Here is a 21,775-nt window from a genome sequence, read left to right as displayed (position 1 = left end):
GGTAGGGGTATCGCTAGACTAGTCGGCCCGAAGCCGCGGTTGAAGTGAATCGTCTGGATGGATCCGATCGACCCCGCCAATCGAAGCGTTGAACTCGGCGCGCTGCGGCGACGCTTGGGCGAAGTGCTCGGGCGCGATCGGTCACGGCTGCGCCAACGCCTGGACCAGCTGATCGCGGCCAAGACCGCAATCGACGACGCGCGCCTGACCGCACTCGCCGCGGCGATCGACGCCAGCGCCGGCAAACGTGCGGCGCGTGCGGCGGCGGTGCCGGCGATCAAACTCGACGAGACCCTGCCGATCGCGCGCGAGGCCGACGCCATCGTGAAAGCGATTCGCGAGCACCAGGTCGTCGTGGTTGCGGGTGAGACCGGTTCCGGCAAGACCACGCAATTGCCGCTGCTCGCGCTCGCCGCCGGGCGCGGCGTCGATGGCTTGATCGGCTGCACGCAGCCGCGTCGCATCGCCGCGCGCAGCGTGGCGCGCCGCGTCGCCGAGGAGCTCGGGACCCAGGTCGGGCAAGGGGTCGGCTTCCAGGTGCGTTTTACCGAGCAGGTTGCCGAGACCTCGCTGATCAAGTTCATGACCGACGGCATCATGCTCGCGGAAACTCAGCGCGACCGTTTCCTGAACCAGTACGACACCCTCATCCTCGACGAGGCGCACGAGCGCAGCCTCAACATCGACTTCCTGCTCGGTTACCTGAAGCAGTTGCTGGCCAAGCGACGTGACCTGAAGCTGATCGTGACCTCGGCGACGATCGACACCGCGCGTTTCTCCGAACATTTCGACGGCGCGCCGGTGATCGATGTCGAGGGACGCACGTATCCGGTAGAGGTGCGATATCGGCCGCTGGCCGAAGATCGCGACGAGCGCGGTGTGAATCAGGCGATCATCGCGGCGGTCGAGGAGATCGGGCGCAGCGAGGCGCTCGCCGACGTGCTGGTGTTCCTGCCCGGCGAACGTGAAATCCGCGACGCCCACCTGGCCCTGTCGCGACGCAACTTCCGCGAGACCGAGATCTTGCCGCTGTACGCGCGCCTGTCCGCGAAGGAGCAGGACCGCGTGTTCCATCCCGGCCCGAAGCGGCGCATCGTGTTGACCACGAACGTGGCCGAGACCTCGCTGACGGTGCCGCGCATCCGCGCCGTGATCGACACCGGCAGCGCCCGCGTCGGTCGCTACAGCCCGCGCCACAAGGTGCAGCGCCTGCACATCGAGCCGATTTCGCAGGCGAGCGCCGACCAGCGCAAGGGCCGCTGCGGGCGACTCGGGCCAGGTCTGTGCATCCGCCTGTACGACGAGGCCGATTTCACGGCGCGGCCGCGCTACACCGATCCCGAGATCTTGCGCGCCTCGTTGGCGAACGTGGTGCTGCGCATGTTGAGCCTCGGGCTCGGCGACATTGCGCAGTTCCCGTTCCTCGAACGTCCGGACGAACGCGCGATCAACGAGGGCGTGAGCCAGCTGGTCGAACTCGGTGCGATCGGCGAGGCGCGCCACCAGCTGACCGCGCTCGGCCGCGAGATGGCACGCATTCCGATCGACGCCAAGCTGGCGCGCATGCTGATCGCCGCGCAGCAGCACGGCGCCGCGCGCGAGCTGATGATCATCGCGTCCTTCCTGTCCATCCAGGATCCGCGTGAGCGCCCGGCCGACGCCAAGCAGGCCGCGGACCTGGCGCATGCGCAGTTTGCCGATCCGAAGTCGGACTTCGTCGCGGTGCTGAAGCTGTGGGAAGCCCATGCCGCCGCGCACGAGGAACTGACCCAGTCCAAGCTGCGCGACTGGTGCGAGAAGCATTTCCTGAGTTTCCTGCGCATGCGCGAATGGCGCGAGCTGCATCGCCAGCTGCTGGTGCTCGGTGATGAACTGGGCTGGTCGCTGAACCGCGAGGCGGCCTCGTTCGAGGCGCTGCATCGGGCCTTGTTGGCCGGCTTGCCGGCGAACCTGGCGCGCAAGGACGAGAAGGGTCAGTACCAGGGCACGCGCGGCAAGCGTTACGCAATCTTCCCCGGCTCCTTCGTTGCCAAGGCGCCACCGTCGTGGCTGCTGTCGGCGACCCTGCTCGACACGCAGAAGCTGTACGCGATCATGAATGCGCGCATCGAACCGGAGTGGGCGGTGCAGGAGGCGGCGCACCTGATCAAGCGTGCGCATCATGATCCGCACTGGAACCGCGGTCGCGGCCAGGTCATGGCCTATGAACAAATCACCCTGTTCGGTCTGACCTTGGTCGAGCGTCGCCCGGTGCACTTCGGCACCATCGATCCGGCGCAGGCGCGCGCGATCTTCATCCGCGACGCACTGGTGCCGTGTGAACTCGATGCCAAGGCGGTGGTCATCGCGCACAACCGGCGCGTGCTTGCCCAGGCCGCCGCCGAGGAAGCGAAACAACGACGACATGGCCTGTTGCGTGCGCCCGAGGATCTGGCTCGATGGTGGGAAGGACGATTGCCGGAAGGCATCGCGACGAGCAAGGCCTTTGACGACTGGGTCAAACGTCTCGATCCGGAACTGCGGCGTGGGCTGGAGTGGTCGCTCAGTGATGTGCTCGAAGCCGGTGCGTCCACTGCCGAGCGCTTCCCGGAGAGTTTCATCGTCGGCAACCAGCGGCTGAAACTGCATTATGCGTTCGATCCGCAGCTCGACGAGGATGGCGTCACGCTCGATCTGCCCCTGTCGCTGCTGAATGCGGTCTCGGAGACGCGCGCGCAGTGGTTGGTGCCCGGCCTGCTCGAGGCCAAGGTTGCGGAACTCATCCGGGCACTGCCGAAGAGCGTGCGCCGCAACTTCGTGCCGGCGCCCGACTTCGCACGGGCCTTCGTGCAGGCCGAGCCGCCTGGCGAACGCGGCTTGCTGCAGGCGCTTGCGACGTGGTTGGGCAAAATCGCCGGAATCGAGGTGGCGGTGACCCTGCTGCAGGAAGCCGACGCCGCGTTGCCGGCCTTCCTGCGCATGCGTTTCCGCTTGCTCGATGCCGCGAAGAAGACGCTCGCGGTCGGTCGCGATCTGCTGGCCTTGCGGCGCGAGTTCGGTGCGCTGGCGCGCGAGGCGTTTGCGGAGCAGACCAGTCGCGACATCGCGCGCGAGGACGTACGCAGCCTGCCGTCGCAGGCCATCCCGGAGATCGTGAAGACCGACACCGGGCTGTCGGCATTTCCGGCGCTGGTCGATCGTGGTCACCGTGTCGACCTGGTCGTGTTCGAACGCGCCGACGAAGCCGCGGCGGCGCACCGCGCCGGCATCGAGCGTCTGCTGCGGGTCGCGCTCGTCGAGAAGTGCAAGCAGGCGCGCAAACAGTTGCCGCTCGCACCCAAGCTTGCGCTCGCCTACACGCCGATCGCCTCACCCGACCAGTTGCGCGACGACATTGTCGAAGGCGCACTCGCCGATCTGCTGCAGGCCGATCCGCGCAGCGCGCGTTCGGACGACAGCTTCCGGCTCTCGTTCAATGCCATCGAGAAGCGCCTGTTCACCGACAGCATCGAGCGCCTGAAGGCGGTCGAGGCCGTGCTCGCCGCGCATGCCGAACTGCTGCCCAAACTGAAGCCGCCGCTGATGGGTTTCGCGACCGCGAACTTCGAGGACTTGCGCGAACAGCATCGGCGCCTGGTATTCGCGGGTTTCGCGAAGGCTTTCCCGCTCACGCGCCTGCGTGAACTGCCGCGTTACCTGAAGGCCATGCGCCTGCGCGCCGAACGCCTGCAGAACGACCCGCGCAAGGACCAGGCGCGCATGCTCATCGTGCGCGACTTCGAAGCGCAGCTCGATCGCCTTGCCGCGAAGCTGCCGCGCGAGCGCTGCGAAGAGCTGCGCTTCCTGCTTGAAGAGCTGCGTGTGCAGCTGTTCGCGCAGGAACTCGGCACGCGCGAGCCGGTGAGCGAGAAGCGTGTGCAGAAGTTGCTGGAGCAGGCTGCAAGCCAGCCCTGAGGCCCACAGCCGCGCGGGCCAGTCGCGATCGTGACGGCGTCGCCGGTCGCGCCGAGCCTGCGCGCGTATGCTGGTGTCTGCCCATCCGAGACGAGGCGCCATGAATCGCATCCCCTCCGCACTGCTGCTCGTGCTGCTCGCCGCCGGCGCGCAGGCCGCGACCTACCCGGTCGGCCCGACCCGCGCGCATGTCAACTTGTCGCAACTGTTCGCCGCGGTCGATCTGCAGGGCGGCGACATCGTCGAAGTCGATGGCAATGTGATCTATGACGTCGGCACGCCCGGCATCGTGATGGGCGCCGCCGACGGCGGCCAGCCCGGCAACCCGGTGATCCTGCGCGGCATCCGCGTCAACGGCCAGCGCCCGCACTTGCGTGGCGGCACCAACACCATCGAGTTTCGCCTGTCCGACCACGTCGTGTTCGAGGGCTTCGAGGTCAGCGGCACCGGCAACACCAGCACCGGCACCTTCCGCTGCATCTACCACCACGCGCACGACATCACCATCCGCGACGCCTACATCCACGATTGCCCGCGCCACGGCATCCTCGGCGCCGACAACGACTCCGGCTCGCTGCTGGTCGAGTACAGCGAGATCTTCAACGCCGGCTCGGGCGGCAGCAACCATGCGATCTACATGGCGACCGACGAGGTGGCGCATCCGGGTTCGGTGTTTCGCCTGCAATACAGCTACGTGCACGACAGCCAGTTCGATGCCGGCGTGCCGGGCGGCAACCTGATCAAGAGTCGCGCCGAACGCAACGAGATCTATTACAACTGGCTCGAAGGCGCCTATTACCACGAGCTGGAGCTGATCGGCCCGGACCCGTCCGGCGGCATTCCGGAAGGCCAGGCGCGCGAGGACTCGGACGTGGTCGGCAACGTCATCCTGCACACCGCCGACTTCGGCTCGGTGATGCGTTTCGGCGGCGACGCCACCGGCCAGAGCAATGGCCGCTACCGCGTGGTCAACAACAGCATCGTGCGCCGCAACCCCAACAACGACACCCCAACGGTGTTCCGGCTGTTCGATGGCATCGAGTCGCTCGAATTCCACAACAACGTGATCTGGCGCGAAGGAACGAGCAGCCTGACCCTGGTGCGCGCCGTGGAGGCGGTCTGGACCCAGGGTGCGCGCGTGACCGGGTCGAACAACTGGATCAAGTCCGGCTTCGTGCTGAACCCGTCGAACCTGCCCAACACCATCAGCGGCACCTTCAGCGGCAGCGATCCCGGTTTCGCCAATCTCGCCGGCTACGATCTCGCGCCAAGTCCCGCCAGCCCGCTGCTCGATGCCGGCACGAACAGCACCGTGACCGCGCCCGACTACCACTTCGCCAACCCGCTGTTCCCGCCGATCCGCCACCCGCCGCAACGCGCACTGATCGCGCCCGGAACCGCCGCCAGCCGCGTCGAGAATGGCGCCATCGACATCGGCGCCTACGAGCAGATCGACCTGGCCATCCTGTTCGGCGACGGCTTCGAGGAGTGAGTTGGGGCCAAGCCCGAGGCCGCATCCGTTATAGTCGCGCAGGCTTCCAGAGCGCCGTCCCTCATGTCGCTGCATCTCGACATCCTGCCTCCCGCGCAACGCACGCTATGGGATGCATTCGATGCCTTGCCCGCGGAGTTCGTGCTGTATGGCGGGACGGCAATCGCATTGCAGTTGGGTCACCGACAGAGCGTCGATTTCGACTTCTTTGCGCGGGCCACCTTCGATCCAGAGAAGTTGCTAACCACATCCGCACTCCTGGCGGATGCGGAGGTGGTGGCGATCGAGCCGAACACGCTGACGATACGCATGGGTGCGCTCGCGCCCGTCCTGATGTCCTTCTTCGGTGTGCCGAAGCTCCCGGTGGTCCGAGCGCCGCTCCTGATCGAGCACCCGTGCGTGAGAATCGGTGCCCTGCTGGAACTTGCGGGCATGAAGGCCATGGTCGTGCAGAAGCGTGCCGAGGCGAAGGACTACATCGACCTGCATGCACTGATCCATCAGGCGCGCATCGACCTGCCCATGGCATTGGCCGCGGCGAGCGCGCTGTACGCGCCGCGTTTCTCGCCAGAATCCACGCTGAAGGCCTTGTGCTACTTCGGTGATGGTGACCTCTCCAGTCTGCCGAAGTCGGTTCGTGATGATCTTGCCCGAGCCGTTCGCAAGGTGGATCCCAGCCGGCTGCCGACACTGTGAGCTTGCCGCCCATTCCATTCGATGCCGAGACGGCAGCGATTGCGCGCAGACTGGTCTGGTTCGAAGCGCCCGAAAAGGCGCTCGCGCAGCCACAGCGTTTTCTCGCCTACGCCTTTGCATTGGCCAGCGCCGGCGACATGGACGTGATCCGGCGCCACGTCAGCGAAGACGACCTGCGCCAGGCCCTGCGCGAGGCACCGCCGGGGATCATCGACGCGCGTTCCTGGGCCTACTGGCACCTGATGCTGGACGCGGGCGAGCCGCCGCCGTTGCCAGTGCGTTGCATTCCCGGCTGATCGCGCGACTGGCGCGAGTCGCTGTTCGCCCGGAAACTCGGCAACCGCGAGTCGCGCACCGAGAAACGCGCAGAATCGGTTGGGCCAGATGGGTGGGCCAAGGTCATGGTGCACGACGTCGGCGGATTCGCACTACGCCACTCGAACAACCGCCGATCAAATCGAGGAAGCCGCCGCGGGCGCGCAGTCTGGTGTGGTTCGAGCCGTAGCGTTACCGGCATATGCTTCGCGGCGGGGCGGGAATTGGAGCCGCAACTCAGTGCAATGCTCGGCCCGACCGCACCCCTCGATCAGTTACGCGGAACGTTGGTGCGCCACTTTCGAGCGGTGCTGGGAAAGGTATAGCCGACGGTGTTGATGCTGCAGGCTCGCCATTGGCTCGCGGGTGGCAAGTGCGCGCCGCTCCTGATGGCCCAGGCGTACCCAGCTTGGTAGGCGACCGCACCGTCGCGCACCATGACCACATCCAGTCCGTTTGGCACGCCAGCGCTGTCCACAGCGCCGTTACCGCCGTTTACTCCATCCATCCAGCCGCCATGCTGATCCCACCAGCCTTCCGACTGCAGAATCGCCGGCCGCGTGCTGCTCCCGCCTCCCTGCCAGCAGGAATTGGTTACGCCCGGGGAATAACTGTATCTAGCTTCCCAGAACCACTTCCCTGGCCCGCCGCCAAGCAGTCCCCAGACGCGTATGCGCATCGGTTGCCCGGTGACGCTGTTGGGCACATAAGGCTGGCCAGTGCTGCCGCAGACATTGGTGATGTCGTAGATGCGCCCTTGATAGTCAAACAGCGCGCGCGTCGTCGAGATAGCTGTGTCGTGATTGGCTTCGGTCACGCCCGGCGACCATGGAATGGATGTGCGTTGGTGATAGGAGTTGACGTACAGCCAACTGCTCGAATTGGTGCAGTTGAATCGGCGCTGCCAGCGTTCCCAAGTCGTATTGTTGAGATCCAGGTCGGGATTGAACGCGACGCGTGGTTGCGGCCAATGGAAGTCCCAGATGCCGTTGGCGCCGGGAATCGACCAAGTGGCGTTCGGGCTGCCCTCTGGATTGGACACGCCGCGAAAGGTTGTCTTCATGTTGCCGGGGAACATTGGGTAGTACTGGTCCGAGGTGCCATAGGTTGCGGGCAACGTCGGGAGTCCATATTCCGCGACGATCACCCTTCGGCCAACACTGACGCCGCTGGCGCCGCCGTTGTCATGGGCTCGGGCAACGATGGTGAATTCACCACTCGACGGCGGGCTCCAGTTGAACGGGAAGTTGCCGGAGTTGCCGCTGCCGATGACGCTTCCGTTGACGAGGTAGTCCACCCGCTGAACAAAGCCATCCGAATCTGCGGCCGTTGCCGTCAACGTAATCGACGTTTGCTTGTGGCCGGCAAAGCCCTCGGCGCTGGGAGTGAGCAGCGCCACCGTGGGACTGCTGTTGGGCGAAAGCGCCCAGACGCTCGTGCGCGCCAATTCTGTGCCGGAGACGTCAATCTGGCTCCAACTCGGATGCGAACGCAGGATCATCACGCCCGGCTGCAAAGTTGCATACGGCCACACCGCAGTGTCGCGTGCGCTGCCAGAACATGCGAAGAGAGAGCCGCCTTGTGTCCACACGCAGCTCACCGGTGAATGTGTTGTTGACCAAGACAAAGTAACACTGCACGAACCGGTACCGCTGAGGAGTGAGCAGGGACTGTTGCTGAGCAAACTACCCGCGGGGGCCGGAGCCGGGCCCTGCGCACGGACGACTATGCGTGCGAGCTCGGTGCCGCTGACTGTTACGTGGTTCCAATCCGGGTGGCTGCGCAGAACGAACTCGGTGCCAGTCACAGTCGTGTGGGGCCAAGTGTGACTCTCGCTGGCGCCGCCACCACAGGCAAACAGATGGCCGTCCGATAGCCAGAGGCAGGAAATGGGGCTGTTAGAGGTTGTCCAGTTAACTTGAACGTTGCAGGAAGTCTGGCCGGTACCGAGCTGGCACGGTGAGTTGCTGCTGAGCGTGCCCTGCTGGGCAAATGCGCTGCTGGACGTTACGGCTGACAGAGCGCAGAAGAGCAGCGCTGCGAGGCTGAACTGTTTCATTGGCTACATCCCTGTGCCAGTGGATACCGGCGTAGACGTGCGTAGCGTAACTACTTGGCACGCGCTGGTCGAGGGTGGTTGGTTAATCCTCAAAGTGCAAGTCAGATGGATAAATCTCGCCTGTAGGCCTGCATTCGCGGATCTTGAGCAGCAACCCTTTCTGCCCTTGGGGCGAGCTGGCGTCGCACATCGGTGCTGGCTATGCAGGTGCGCGAGTTTTTCCGAGCCAGCGCGCCCTGACCTTGTCCGGCATCCCCTTCAGGCGCAGTGCCGGTTGCTCGATGAAGTGCCAGGAGGCGATTGCGAGTGTCAGTGCGAGCAGGAACCCGCCGAGTGTGTTGCCGAAGCTGTGCAAGCCGCCAGCCAGTGCCGCGATTGTTTGCTGCGCTGGATAGCCCCAGAGATAGATGCCGTAAGAGTAGTCGCCGAAGCGGTTGAAGCCGCGCCAGCGTGTGTTGTAGGCGAACCAGAATGCGAAGGCGATTTCGGCCAGGGCAAACAGGAACGGGAAGACCGGCGTGTTGCGCCACAGCCAAGCCATGCCGGCGAGCGCGAGCAACAGGCTGCCGCGCAGCGGAATCCAGTCGCGGTTGACGTAGCAGAACGCGCCCGCCACGAACAATGCGGCCAGGCGCAGGTATTCGCGCGGATTCGACATCGGCGTCTGCTCTGGATAGTGCAGCGCCAGCACCAGCGAGCCCAGCGCAACAATGTTGAACAGGGCACGCCAGCGCAGCGCGCCGGCGATGCCGAGCGCCGCGACCATGACGTACATCCGCACTTCGGCGGGCAGGGTCCAGATCGAGCCGTTGATCACGGCGCTCTTGGGGTTGTGCTCGAACACGCCCGACAGTTGCCACTGCATGAGGATGTCGAACTTGAGGTTGCGCACGATGTAGCCGAGCGTTTCCGGGTGCTGCAGGTAATCGCGCAACGGCAGGCTGGTGAAAGCGGTGCCGAGGACGAACGCCGTCAGCAGCAGGCATACCGCATACGCCGGCACGATGCGGATGGTCCGGGCCCACGCGAAATCGAGCAGCCGCGGGTTGCGCAGGTAGCTGCCGGTCACCAGGAATCCGCTGACGATGAAGAACAGGTCCACGGCGATGCTGCCGGAGTAGGTGCCCCAGTTCATCCAGACGAAGAAGTCAGCCGGTGCATGGCCGCCGGTGATCGCCGGCGAGTGCCCGTAGATGACCATGCTGGCGGCGATGAAACGCAGCAACAGGAAGTTGTCGCCCTTCTGGGCAAGGCCGTCGGCAAGAGTTCTCATGCGGCATCGGTCCTGTAGGTGAGCCAGGCAGGCGCGTGTCGGCAAGGCGCGTTGTCGTCGGGTCGTCGCACGGGATCAGTCCGGCTGACGTACGCAAAACTGTGGGGTCAGGTGCTTGTACACGACCGGGCGCAGGCTTCGATCGTTGCTCATGATCGCCATCATGTGGGTGGGCTTGATGCGGCCGGCCTCGATCTCGGCCTGGTCACGCGCATGCACGCGATCGATGAAATCCTTGTCCCACGCGCCGTTCGCATCGAAGTGGTGCCCGAAGCTGCGGTCGATGAATGGGGTCACCAAGTTGCCGAACGCGAAGAACAGCTTGAATCCGAATCGCTCGATGAGCAGCGGCAGGATGTCCTGCGCGCGAATGCCCTCGAAACCTTCGACCGAGCAGTCCCAATTCTGGAACTCCGCTTCCTGCCGCTTCAGCTGCAGGTTGTAGCGATACGACTCCGGCAATTCCCGCCAGAACTCCTGAAGGATCGTCAGCGCCTCCGGCCAGCGCTGGTGGCCGTTGCGGCCGATCATGTCGGAAGTGATGAGGACGCCATCGTTGCCGATCGCGGTGCTGATCGCGTCGAACAGGTGCTCGAGTTCGGTGACGTGGTGCAGGCTCTGGTTCGCCATGACGACGTCGTAGGCCTGAGTTGGACGCCAGCGGTTGAAGTCGGCGCTGGTGAATCGGAATTGCGCACCGAGTCCGGCCGCTTCGGCCAGCTGCCGGCCGCGTTCCAGCATCGCCGTGGTCAGGTCGAGGCACTCGAACGTGAAGTCCGCCAGCCCCGACGCGCGCAATGTCTCCGCGATGCGGACCTCGGCGTCGCAGTTGCCGGAACCGATGCTGAGGATGCGTGGCGCAATGCCCTGCTCGCGCGCATGGGCGAGGATGCTCTTCGCGAAAAAGTCCTCGGGGTGGGCGAATCCGAGCGACTCCAGCATCGGCCGCAGGTAGGTGTTTGACCAGTAGTGGAAGATCGCGGGCAAGGCATTCACGTCCAAGTCGCTGGCGAATCGTCCGGTTTCCTGCGCGATCCGTGCTTCGTAGTCGGAGGTCGAGGTGGCAGGCGCTGGCAGCGTCGGCTCGGGCTTCGCGCGAAGTCCTGCCGGCAGCGCCGACGAAAGACTGCGCAGTATTCTCGAAATCGATTTCATGGACGGATACTCGTGGCGGATGCACTGTCCGCCGGGCGGAATGCAGGATCGGGCGCATCGCGGGGTGACCCGCCCAATAATCACAGGAGTCGCGCGCCCGGGGAAGCGCCGAGGCCTGCGCACCTGCGGGACCGCGCATCGCGTAGGATTCCCCGGCGCCTGCCCGGCGCGAGCCCGCAACACAGCCCGTCACCATGAAGTCGCCCCTCGCGCCACTGCTCCCCCTCTCCGACTGGCTCACCCAGCACGCGCCCGTTGCGGCCTTGCTCGGGGGGAGTGGGGTGCTGACCGAGTCGGTCGATGCGGCGCTGGTGCCGACGCTGGAGCTGCTGGAGCACTTGCGTGTCGATAGCGAGACGTTGGCGGCGACGCTGGCCTACGAGCTGCGCTTGCCGACGGAGAAGTTGCCGGCGAGTCTGCAGGCGCTGATCGATGGGCAGCGCGAGGCCGGGCGGGTGTGGAAGCTGTACTCGGAGAAGGGCCAGGGCGTGGCGCCGGAGGGGTTGCGGCGGTTGCTGCTCGCGATCATCCGCGACCTGCGCGTGATCTTCATCCTGCTGGCGCGGCAGCTGGTGCGGCTGCGTGGCGCGGCGGCGCTGGCGGAGCAGGAACAGCGCGCCTTGGCCCAGCTCACTGCCGATATCCATGCGCCGCTCGCCAACCGGCTCGGCATCTGGCAGCTCAAGTGGGAGTTGGAGGACCTGTCGTTCCGTTTCCTCCAACCGGATGCCTACAAGCGCATCGCCAGGGCGCTGGACGAGCGTCGCGGCGACCGCGAGGCATTCATCGAGCGCGTCAAGCGCGAGCTGACCCTGACTTTGCGCAACGAAGGCATCGACGCCGAAGTGGCCGGGCGCCCGAAACACATCTGGTCGATCTGGCGCAAGATGAGCCGCAAGCAGGTCGATGTCGATGGCCTCTACGACATCCGCGCGGTGCGGGTGATGGTCAAGGACGTCGCCAATTGCTATGCCGCGCTCGGGATCGTGCATGCGCTGTGGCCGCCGGTGCCGGGCGAGTTCGACGACTACATTGCGCGGCCCAAGGGCAACCACTACCGCTCGCTGCACACCGCGGTGATCGGCCCGGAGGGCAAGACGCTCGAGATCCAGATCCGCACGCCGGAGATGCACGAACACGCGGAACTCGGCGTCGCCGCGCACTGGCGCTACAAGGAAGGTGGCGGTGGCGACGCCGCGTTCGAGCGCAAGATCGCCGGTCTGCGCAATTTGCTCGAGGCCAAGGCCGACACCGAGTCCGATGCCGCCCTGCTCGCCGGCCTGCAGACCGAAGTGGTCGAGGACCGCGTCTATCTGCTGACGCCGCAGGGCAAGGTGATCGACCTGCCCAAGGGCGCGACCGTGCTCGACTTCGCCTACCACATCCACACCGAGGTCGGGCATCGTTGCCGCGGCGCGAAGTTGAACGGGCGGCTGGTGCCGCTCGACCATGCGCCGGTCAGCGGCGAGACCGTGGAGATCGTCACCGGCAAGGTCGCCGAACCCAAGCGCGACTGGCTGATCGCCTCGCGCGGTTTTCTGACTTCGCCGCGCGCGAAGGAGAAGGTGCGCACCTGGTTCAAGAAGCTCGACCACGACCGCAATGTCGTCGCCGGGCGCGAATTGCTCGACAAGGAAATGAAACGGCTGGCGCTGCACGAGGTCGATCTGTCGACACTGCCGGCGCGCTTCAACCTCAAGACCCAGGACGACCTGCTCGCCGCGATCGGCATTGGCGAGGTCACGCCCGGGCACATCGCGCGGGCGCTGCACGACATCGTGCAGCCGAAGACCGAGAAGCCCGAGTTCAGTGCCGAGCCGGTGCGCTCGCGCCGGCGCGGCAAGGACGCGATCACCATCGAGGGCGTTGGCAATCTGCTGACCGCGATGGCGCGCTGCTGCCAGCCGGTGCCGGGCGATCCGATCATCGGCTGGCTGACCAAGGGCCGCGGCGTCAGCGTGCATCGCGACGGCTGCCGCAGTTTCCTGAATCTGGTGGCGAAGGACCCTGGGCGCGTGATCCACGTCGACTGGGGTGGCAGTCAGGGCGAGTACGAAGTCGACGTGCTGGTGCGAGGCTACGACCGCAAGGGCCTGCTCAAGGACGTGTCGGCGGCGATCGCGCTGGCCGACGCGCATGTGCTCGCCGCAAGCACGCGCCTCGACCGCGACCACGGCATCGCCGAGATGTTCTTCGCCGTGCGCGTCGCCGACTACGGCCAGCTCTCCAGCCTGCTGCACAAGGTCGCAGCCTTGCCGAACGTGATCGAGGCGCGGCGCAACACCGCGGCGCGGCGGTGAAGGATCGCGGCCTGGAGGACGCTCCCACTGGGGTGGACCGAGATCGGGCTGGCCGGGTGGGAGCGGCCTCCGGTCGCGATCCTCTGCAACAAGCACTCGACGATTTCCGCCACAGCCGCTGGCGTGAGGTAGTGCAGGCGCTGGCGCCGATGATCGACGGCTGTCGCGACCTCGACACCATCCGCATCTTCGCGCTTTCCCTGGCCGAGCTCGGGCACAGCGCCGAAGCGATCGATCTGTTGCTGCAGGCGGTGGAACTGCATCCGCAATCAGCGGTCGCGCGCGTCAACCTGGCTTCGGCGCTGCGTCGTGGCGGGCAATACGAACGTGCCGAACAGGAATTGCGCAGCGCCATCGCGCTCGACCCGCAGCTCGCCGCCGCCGCCTTCAATCTCGGCAATCTGCTGAAGTCACAGGCGCGGCTGGGCGAAGCGCGCGCGCCGCTGGAGCGCGCGATTGCACTCGCGCCCGCACATGTCGACGCGCGCGTGGCGCTGGGCGAAGTGCTGAAGGCGCTGGGCGAGGTGCCGGCGGCAGTGGCGCAGTTCCGTGCCGCGATCGAATTGCGGCCGCAATGCGGCGCGGCCTGGTGGGGCATCGCCAACCTGAAGACGGTGCCGTTGTCGGCGGCGGACGGGGCGAAACTCGATGCGCTGTGGTCGGGCACGCTGGCACAGCGCGATCGCGAGACGCTCGGATTCGCCCGCGCCAGCGCGCACGCCACGCACTCGGGTGCGGAGCGTGCCTGGCAGGTCCTGCTCGAGGCGAATGCGGTGGCGGCGGCGAACCGACCGTTCGATGCCGCCGCCTTCCGCGACGAGTTGGCGCACGCGACACATGGCCTGGCCGCGCTGCCGCCGACATTGGCGCCGACCCAGGTCATCTTCATCGTCGGCCTGCCGCGCAGTGGCTCGACCCTGGTCGAACAGATGCTGTCCGCGCATCCGCAACTGGCCGCCGCTGGGGAACTGCCCGATCTTCCGAATCTGGTCGCGCGGCGCCGACGCGAGCAGGGGACGGAATGGCGGGAAGCGATGACGACCGAAGACTGGGCGAAGCTCGGCAGCGAATACCTGCATCGCACGCAGCGTTGGCGGACGGCGGGGCAGGCACTGATCGACAAGCTGCCGGACAACCTCCTGCGCGTTGACGTGATCCTGCGCATGCTGCCGAGTGCGCGCGTGATCGACTGTCGACGCGATGCGCGCGACTGCGCCCTGAGTTGCCTGCAGCAGTATTTCGCACACGGCAATGCCTTCAGCTTCGACCTCGAAGCGCTCGCGATCTACCAGCGCGGCTACCGCGAACTACTGGACCAGGCGCGGGTGTGGGCACCGGAGCGTGTCTTCGGCATTGCCTACGAGCGACTGGTGCAGCAACCGTCCGCGGTCCTGCAGGAGCTGCTGGATTTCCTCGGGCTGCCGTTCGACACAGCGTGCCTGCATCCGGAGCGGGTGCGGCGCGAAGTGCGCACCGCCAGCGCCGCCCAGGTGGTCGAGCCGCTGGACCAGCGCGGCATCGGCCGCTGGCGTCGATTCGAGCGGGAGTTTGCGGGCTGGGACGAGCGTGGCGTTACGCTAGTTGCTTTGACCTGAGTCATCCGATGCGCGATAGTGCCGCGATCTGGCTCGCACTTTGCGGCTGGATTCCCATTGCCCCGGAGAAACTGCGCATGAAGTCGACCGTGTTGAGCGCCGCGATTGCGGCTGGATTGATGATGGCTGGTGCCGCCGATGCGGCGATGGTCAAGAATGCCGGCAGCGCCGGCGTGATTCCGCCGGGCATTCGTGCGCCCAGCGCGGTGCTCTACAGTCAGCTGGATAACCCGTCCGGCAATGGCGTACCGGACCAGGACTTCGAGCCCGCTAACGACGCCTACGACTCGATCGCGGCCGATGATTTCGTCGTCACCGATCCGAGTGGCTGGACCATCCAGCAGGTGTCCACGGTGGGTACCACCGGGACAGCAGGTGGCTCGACGGTGGATGTCACCATCCACGCCAACAGCGTCGGCGGTGGCGATCCGGACCTGCCGGGCGCGGCTGAATGCACCTACACCGGCCTCACTCCCGTGGATACGACGGGCTCGTTCGTAATCACGCTGCCGACCTCCTGCATCGTCGGTCCGGGTACCCACTGGGTCTCGATCCAGACCAATCAGAGTTTCGCGGCCAACGGCCAGCACTTCTGGTCGAACCGTTCGACGCAAACCGGTTCAGAGGGCGTGTGGATGAACCCCAGCAATGGTTTCGGCACTGGTTGCGCCACCTTTACGCCGCAGACCACCTGTGGTGTCGGTGGTGGCGCCAGCCCGGACCTGCTGTTCCAGCTTGACGGCGTGCTCGGCGGTCTGGTGACCCCGTCGCAGCCGGTTCCGGCCAACTCGACCTTCGCGCTGCTCGGACTCGCTGCATTGCTCGCGGGCGTGGGCGTGTTCGCGATGCGTCGCCGCTTCTCCTGATCGACGCGTTCTGGAGACGAAAACGGCACCTTCGGGTGCCGTTTTCATTTGCGGCGTCCCGGAGTGGGAGCCTGCTTGTGGGACGGCCTGCGGCTGCGATCTCAGTGACCTCGGCTATACTCCGCGCCCCTGTTGCTGAGCCGGGACGCCGCCATGAGCATCGATCAACTGGAAGAAACCGCGCAGGCCATGGTGGCCGCCGGTAAGGGCATCATCGCCATCGACGAGTCGAACACCACGATCAAGAAGCGCTTCGACGGCGTCGGCATTGACTGCACGGAAGAAAACCGCCGCGCCTATCGCGAGATGCTGCTGACCGCGCCGAACCTGGCCGACCACATCTCCGGCGCAATCCTGTACGACGAAACCATCCGCCAGAGCACGCGTGACGGCGTGCCTTTCACCAAGATCATGCTCGACCGCGGCATCCTGCCCGGCATCAAGGTCGACAAGGGGCCGCAGCCGCTGGCCGGCTTCCCCGGCGAAGTGGTTACCGAAGGTCTCGACGGCCTGCGCGATCGGTTGAATGAGTACGCCCGTCTCGGCGCCAAGTTTGCGAAATGGCGTGCCGTCATCAGCATCGGTGACGACATGCCGAGTGCGACCGGCATCGACGCCAACGCGCATGCACTCGCACGCTACGCGGCGCTGTGCCAGGAAGCCGGCATCGTGCCGATGGTCGAGCCCGAGGTGCTGATGGACGGCAACCACGACATCGACACCTGCTACGACGTCACCGAGGCCGCGCTGCGCGCCCTGTTCGGCGCGTTGTATGAGCACAACGTGATGCTGGAAGGCGTGATTTTGAAGGCGAGCATGGTCATCAGCGGCAAGGATTGCGCGGAGAGGGCCAGTGCCGAGGAAGTGGCCGAGCTGACCGTGCGCTGCCTGAAGTCGGCCGTGCCCTCCGCGATTCCGGGCATCGTGTTCCTGTCCGGTGGCCAGTCCGATCTGGACGCGACCGCACACCTGAACCTGATGAACCAGATCGGTCCGCATCCTTGGCCGTTGTCGTTCTCCTACGGTCGCGCGATGCAGTCGGCGGCGCTCAAGCTGTGGTCGCAGGACCTGGTCGGCAACTTCGCCAAGGCCCAGACCATCGTCGCCAGCCGCGCCCGTGAAAACGGCATGGCCGCGCTCGGGCGTTGGACGCCGGATATGGCTGCGTAAGAGCGACCCCCTCCCGGCCTCCCCCTTGCTGCGCGAAAGGGAGGAGAAGTGCGGGGCTTTTGCCCCCTCCCTTGCGCGCGCAGCGCGGAGGGGAGGGTTGGGGTGGGCTCGCTCTATCATCTCCGCCTCCCGAACCCACCCACGAGGACAGGCCATGACCACTCCGCTCAAGCAACTCGACCAGGCACTCGGTGCGCTGCGTGATCTCGGTCTGATCAAGTCGCAGCCCGAGGAAGCGCCGGTCGTGGCCTTGATCGACCGCATCGCCCACCTCGACCCGGACAAGACCGTCGCGATTGCGCGCACCTTGTCGCAGGCGTCGCTGTTCAACGAGGTCGTGCGCGAGCAGATCTCGGCGATGTCGATCGGCGAGCGTTATCGCGGCATCACCGAAGCCTTCAACAGCATCCGCGACGACGCCAAGGCGATGGTCGCGCAAGTCGAGGATGGCAAGATCGACACCATGGAACGCCTGTCCAACATCTGGATGAAGGTCACCCGTGGCGACATCCCGAGCCGCTTCGCGCGCATCAAGGACACCTACCTCGATGTTGCCAAGGACTCGAAGGAACAGATCCAGCGCGAGCAGACCATCCTCGATGCCTATCGCGATTTCCGCGGCGCACTCAAGGAATCACAGGTGCTCGGCTTCAACGTGCTGAAGAAGGCCGAGGAGTCGCTGAGCGCGACGCGTGCGGCGCTGCAGACGGCCTCGGATGCGGTCAATGCCAGCACAGGTGCCGATCGCGAAGCGCACGCAAAGCTCGAGATGGCGCGTGATGTCGCGATGCGTGCGCTGCAGGACGAGGACAAGCGCTACCAGATCGCCAAGGACCTGGCCGAGAACCTGTCGATCTCCTACAACACCACCGAAGTGGTGATGGCGCGGCTGATGCAGATCACCGACGCCAAGGAACGCGTCTATTCGCAGGCGGTGATGTTCTTCGGCACCAACGAAACCGTGTTCACTGCGCTCTCGGCCTCGTTCACCGGCATGCACGGCCTGCACGAAAGCACGCAGACGCTGGATGCGATGAAGGAAGGCATGAACAAGAGCCTGGAGACGCTGGGCGAGATCGGCACCAAGGTGCTGGAAGAGGCGACGCGTGCCGGCTACGGCCCGACCCTGCGTGCGGAATCGGTCGCCAAGCTGGTCGATTCGGTGGTCAGCTTTCAGGAGAAGTCGGTGCAGATCATCGACGAGATGCGTGACCTCTCGAGCGCCAACGAGCGCGAGATCCAGGCCGCGGTCGAAGACGGCAAGCAGCGCCTGGTCGCACTCAGCCGCGCGGCGGCGACGCTGCCGGCAGCGCGCTGACGCGATGATTCGGTGCGGCCAAGAGCGACCCCCTCCCGGCCTCCCCCTCGCTGCGCGAAGGGGAGGAGAAGGGCGATGCTTCTGCTCCCTCCCTCGCGCGCGTAGCGCGGAGGGGATGGCCGGGGTGGGGTGCTCGTGAGTTCACGGCAGCCGGTGCTCGGCCAGGCGCGCACGTCGATGGACGAGCTGATGCTCGCCATGGACATCGTCGACACCTTGCGTCACGAGCAGTCGCTGGTCGAGCGCGAACTCGCCTCGGACCTGCGTGATGATGCGTTCGTCGCACGCGTCCAGCAGATCTATGCGAGCCAGGGCATCGAGGTCACCTCGGCGCTCATTCGCAAGGGCGTCGAGGAACTCAAGCAGGACCGTTTCGCCTACACGCCGCCGCCGCGATCGTTCGCGTTGCGGCTCGCCGAGGTCTGGGTCGACCGCTGGCGCTGGGCCAAGCGCTCGCTGATCGCGGGGTTCGTGCTGGCGTTCGGTTATGCCGTGGTCGCCATTCCGAATGCGTGGGTGGCTGCGCGCGAATACGGCGAGTACACAGAGTCCGTGCAGTCACTGCAGCAGCGCGGCGAACGCCTGAAAGTATTGGCCGAAAGCCTTTCGGCGTTTCCGCGCGCGTGGGCGGTGGATGCACCGGCAGTGGTGTCGGCACACCTGTCCGCGCTCGGTCGCGAGCTTGGTCAGGGCCAGGCCCATGCGGCGCCGACACTCGCCGCCGCCAGTGGCATTGCGGCGGTGGCGCAGGACCCATTCGCGGATGCGCCGGAGGCCAGCTACGCGCAACTCGCGCCGCTGCGCGAGCGCCTGGATGCCGCCGAGGCGCAACTTTCGTCGCTGGAAGGGCGCATCAAGGCGGGTGAGCGGCTGATGCTCGCCGCGCGCCGCTTCGATGCCGCGAATGCGCGGCTGGCGTCGATGGCCATCGGCGAACGCGCAAGCGCGACCGTGCAGGACGCGCGCGCACGCGCCGAGTCGGCACTGACCGCGGCCGATGACGTGGCCGCGAGCACCGCGGTCGGGCAGCTGGAACAGGCGGCCGCCGTGCTCGACCTCGCCTACACCCTGCGCATCGTCAATCGCGAAGGCGTGCAGAGCGGCGTCTGGCGCTATCACGAGGCCGCGCCGGATGGAAAGAACTACTACCTCGTGGTCGAGGCGATCGATGGCGCCGGCCACGCGATCCTGCTGCCGGTGACGAACGAGGAGACCCAGCAATCGCAGTCGGTGTCGCTGTTCGCGATCCGCGTGCCGCCGGCCGAGTACGAACGCGTCAAGGCCGACAAGCTCGACAACGGTCTGATCGACGATGCCGTCGTCGGCGAGAAACGTCGCGGCGAACTCGAAGCCGACTACCGCATCGCCGTCGCCGGCGGTGCCATCACGGAATGGTGAGCGCGATGCAATCCGGACAAGCGGTGCTGCGCGACATCGACCAACGCATCGAGGCCCTGCGGGCGCAGACGCATGTGCTCGCGAACGAACTCAATGTACTCAGCGCTCGTCGCAATGCCGCGCGTACCCAGGAGAGCGGGCAGACGCGCGAGCTGGCCAGGCTGCGCCTGGACCTGCTGCAGGCGAATCAGGTCGCGGCCGGCATCGACGCCGCCGACCAGCGCGCGCTCAATTTGCTCGAGCAGCGTGCCGCGGCGCTGGATGCGTTGAATGCGGCGATCTCGACCTCCGAGGTGCGCCAGCAGGAGTTGTTGGCGACGCGCAGCGCGCGCCTGGCCGAGCGCGATGCCGCGCAGACGCGGGTGACCGAGGCCGCCACCGCGGTACGCAGCGCAGTGGCGGCCACCGCCGACTATCAGGCGCTGCAGGCGAAAGCGATGCGGGCTGCCGACATGGCCCGGCTGGCGCGCGAGAAGGCACGCGTCGCCGCCGAGGATCGCGAACGCAAGCGCAAGCCCTACGAAGCGGACAAGTTGTTCATGTATCTGTGGCAGGGTCGTTTCGGCTTCCCCGAGTACGCGGCGAATGCACTGACGCGCACGCTCGATCAGTGGGTGGCAAGACTCGTGGGTTATGACGGCGCGCATCGCAACTACCGCATGCTGCTGGCGCTCGCCGACCACCTCGCTGCGCATGCCGATAGCCAGGACGCCGCGGCCGCCGAGGCCGATGCCGCGCTGACCGCAGCCGAGGACGCGGCGCTGTCCGCAGCCGGCGTGTCCGCGCTTGAAGCTGCGCTCGATGCCGGCGAGGCAGCGCTGGATGCGGCCGAGCAGGCGATCGAGGTCGAGGAAGGCCAGCATCAGCAGCAGCTCGAGCAACGCGCGGCGATGGTCGCCGGCAATGATCCATTCACGACCGAGGCGGTGAGCGTGATCGCCGCCCAGCTCGGTCGCGAGGAACTGAACCAGTTGCGCAGCGATGCCCAGGGCACCGCGACGCCGCGCGACGACGCCATGGTCGCGGCGCTCGCGAATGCGCGAACCGAATCCAGCCAGCTGACCGAGCAGGTCGCGCGGCTCGAGCAGCAGCAGACGCTGTTGCTGAAGCAATTGACCGATGCCGAGCAGTTGCGCACGCGCTTTCGTGCCCAGGCCTATGACAGCAGCAACTCCGAGTTCGAGAATGGCCTCGCCGTCGGTGCGATCCTCGATCGCCTGCTGCGCGGTGCAGTGCGTGTGAACGATGCCTGGGAGGAAGTGAATCGCCACCATCGTGTGCGCATCCCGCCAGTCACGCGCTCGCCGCGCAGCGGTGGTGGCGGTGGATTCGGCAGCGGTGGCGGGTTCCGCACCGGTGGCGGCTTCCGCGGTGGTGGGGGCTTCAAGACCGGTGGAGGCTTCTGATGTACACGCCAATCGAGCGGATTGCCGACGCGCGCCGTGGGCGACGCCAGTCGGAGATGCGGGTGTTCGGCCTGCATGCGTGCATGGCCGTGTTTCATCATCGGCGGGCGGCGATTCGCAAGGTCTATCTGGACAAGGAGCTGCTCGGCGAGTTGCGCGAGGTGATCTCGTATTGCGTGGCGAACCGGCTCGGCTATCGCCTGCTGCCGGGCGAGGAGCTGGAGAAGCTGACCAAGTCGCAGCATCACGAAGGCGTCTGCTTCGAAGTGCTGCGCGCGCCGCTGCGCTCGCTCGAGGACGCGCTCGCGGCGATCTCGCCGACGCAGCCGGCGTGGTTCGCGTGGCTGGACGGTGTCGGCAATCCGCACAATCTCGGCGCGATGTTGCGCAGTGCCGCGCACTTCGGATGTGCCGGGCTGATCCTGCCGCGCGACGCCGGCCTTGGTCTCTCGGGCGCGGCCTGTCGCGTCGCCGAGGGTGGCGCGGAAGCGGTTCCGCTGGTCGGCATCGATGGCGCCGATGCCGCGATCGGGCTGCTGCACCGCCAGGATTTCCAGCTGCTCGCGACCGTCGTGCGCGGCGGCGAGAGCCTGTTCACGCAACCGCCGCCGGCGCGCGCAGTGTTCGTGATGGGTGCGGAGGAGGCCGGCATGAGCGAAGCCCTGGTCGCGCGATGCGATCGCCGCGTCGGCATTCCCGGCAGCGGTGCTGTCGAAAGCCTGAACGTGTCCGCGGCATTTGCGGTGTTCGCTGCCCAATGGGCGGCACACTGCCGTCCTTGATCCCGGCGAAACTTCCC

Annotated in this window: 15 protein-coding genes; 12 read left to right on the top strand and 3 right to left on the bottom strand. The window is 66.4% G+C overall.

The features are described 5' to 3' along the window. The first annotated feature begins 57 nt into the window (after positions 1-57). From hrpA to IPG63_01865, 4 genes are all read left to right on the top strand, one after another. Positions 58-3,933, top strand: coding sequence for an ATP-dependent RNA helicase HrpA (gene hrpA / locus IPG63_01880; GenBank protein ID MBK6726002.1), 3,876 nt, complete (start codon positions 58-60; stop codon positions 3,931-3,933). Positions 3,934-4,033: 100 nt separating this feature from the next. Next, the gene (locus IPG63_01875; GenBank protein ID MBK6726001.1) at positions 4,034-5,425 is read left to right on the top strand and encodes a right-handed parallel beta-helix repeat-containing protein; all 1,392 of its coding nucleotides are present in this window, start codon (positions 4,034-4,036) and stop codon (positions 5,423-5,425) included. Positions 5,426-5,488: 63 nt separating this feature from the next. Beyond that, entirely contained in the window at positions 5,489-6,121 is a 633-nt protein-coding gene (locus IPG63_01870; GenBank protein ID MBK6726000.1) for a nucleotidyl transferase AbiEii/AbiGii toxin family protein, read from the top strand. A 2-nt stretch (positions 6,122-6,123) separates the two neighbouring features. Beyond that, positions 6,124-6,417, top strand: a complete 294-nt coding sequence (locus tag IPG63_01865; GenBank protein ID MBK6725999.1) for a hypothetical protein — start codon at positions 6,124-6,126, stop codon at positions 6,415-6,417. A gap of 290 nt (positions 6,418-6,707) precedes the next feature. On the opposite strand, the gene IPG63_01860 is transcribed toward IPG63_01865, so the two are convergent. The 3 genes from IPG63_01860 to IPG63_01850 form a co-directional block, all read right to left on the bottom strand. Then, positions 6,708-7,940 (bottom strand): hypothetical protein, encoded by a 1,233-nt coding sequence (locus tag IPG63_01860; protein ID MBK6725998.1) that lies wholly within the window; start codon positions 7,938-7,940, stop codon positions 6,708-6,710. A 754-nt stretch (positions 7,941-8,694) separates the two neighbouring features. After that, positions 8,695-9,768, bottom strand: a complete 1,074-nt coding sequence (locus IPG63_01855; GenBank protein MBK6725997.1) for an acyltransferase — start codon at positions 9,766-9,768, stop codon at positions 8,695-8,697. A 75-nt stretch (positions 9,769-9,843) separates the two neighbouring features. Then, positions 9,844-10,923, bottom strand: coding sequence for a class I SAM-dependent methyltransferase (locus tag IPG63_01850; GenBank protein ID MBK6725996.1), 1,080 nt, complete (start codon positions 10,921-10,923; stop codon positions 9,844-9,846). 194 nt (positions 10,924-11,117) lie between these two features. On the opposite strand from IPG63_01850, the gene IPG63_01845 reads away from it, so the two are divergent. From IPG63_01845 to IPG63_01810, 8 genes are all read left to right on the top strand, one after another. After that, positions 11,118-13,223: a bifunctional (p)ppGpp synthetase/guanosine-3',5'-bis(diphosphate) 3'-pyrophosphohydrolase gene (locus IPG63_01845; protein MBK6725995.1), complete on the top strand. Its 2,106-nt coding sequence runs from the start codon at positions 11,118-11,120 to the stop codon at positions 13,221-13,223. A 56-nt stretch (positions 13,224-13,279) separates the two neighbouring features. Beyond that, positions 13,280-14,818, top strand: coding sequence for a sulfotransferase (locus IPG63_01840; GenBank protein ID MBK6725994.1), 1,539 nt, complete (start codon positions 13,280-13,282; stop codon positions 14,816-14,818). 8 nt (positions 14,819-14,826) lie between these two features. Continuing rightward, complete coding sequence (locus IPG63_01835) at positions 14,827-15,684, top strand: hypothetical protein (GenBank protein MBK6725993.1); 858 nt, start codon at positions 14,827-14,829, stop codon at positions 15,682-15,684. Between the two features lie 153 nt (positions 15,685-15,837). Next, a complete protein-coding gene (locus tag IPG63_01830; protein MBK6725992.1) occupies positions 15,838-16,854 on the top strand; it encodes a fructose-bisphosphate aldolase class I in 1,017 nt (338 codons plus the stop codon). A gap of 154 nt (positions 16,855-17,008) precedes the next feature. Continuing rightward, positions 17,009-18,172, top strand: coding sequence for a cell surface protein (locus IPG63_01825; protein ID MBK6725991.1), 1,164 nt, complete (start codon positions 17,009-17,011; stop codon positions 18,170-18,172). Positions 18,173-18,307: 135 nt separating this feature from the next. Beyond that, positions 18,308-19,570 (top strand): hypothetical protein, encoded by a 1,263-nt coding sequence (locus IPG63_01820; protein MBK6725990.1) that lies wholly within the window; start codon positions 18,308-18,310, stop codon positions 19,568-19,570. Positions 19,571-19,575: 5 nt separating this feature from the next. Next, positions 19,576-20,976, top strand: a complete 1,401-nt coding sequence (locus tag IPG63_01815) for a hypothetical protein (GenBank protein ID MBK6725989.1) — start codon at positions 19,576-19,578, stop codon at positions 20,974-20,976. Further along, complete coding sequence (locus tag IPG63_01810) at positions 20,976-21,758, top strand: rRNA methyltransferase (GenBank protein ID MBK6725988.1); 783 nt, start codon at positions 20,976-20,978, stop codon at positions 21,756-21,758. The genes IPG63_01815 and IPG63_01810 overlap by 1 nt, the downstream gene beginning before the upstream one ends. The last annotated feature ends 17 nt before the right edge of the window (positions 21,759-21,775 follow it).

The organism is Lysobacterales bacterium, assembly GCA_016703225.1.
Classification (GTDB): Bacteria; Pseudomonadota; Gammaproteobacteria; order Xanthomonadales; family Ahniellaceae; genus JADKHK01.
Note: the sequence above shows the minus strand (reverse complement) of the source record. Positions and strands in the feature narration are given on the sequence as shown.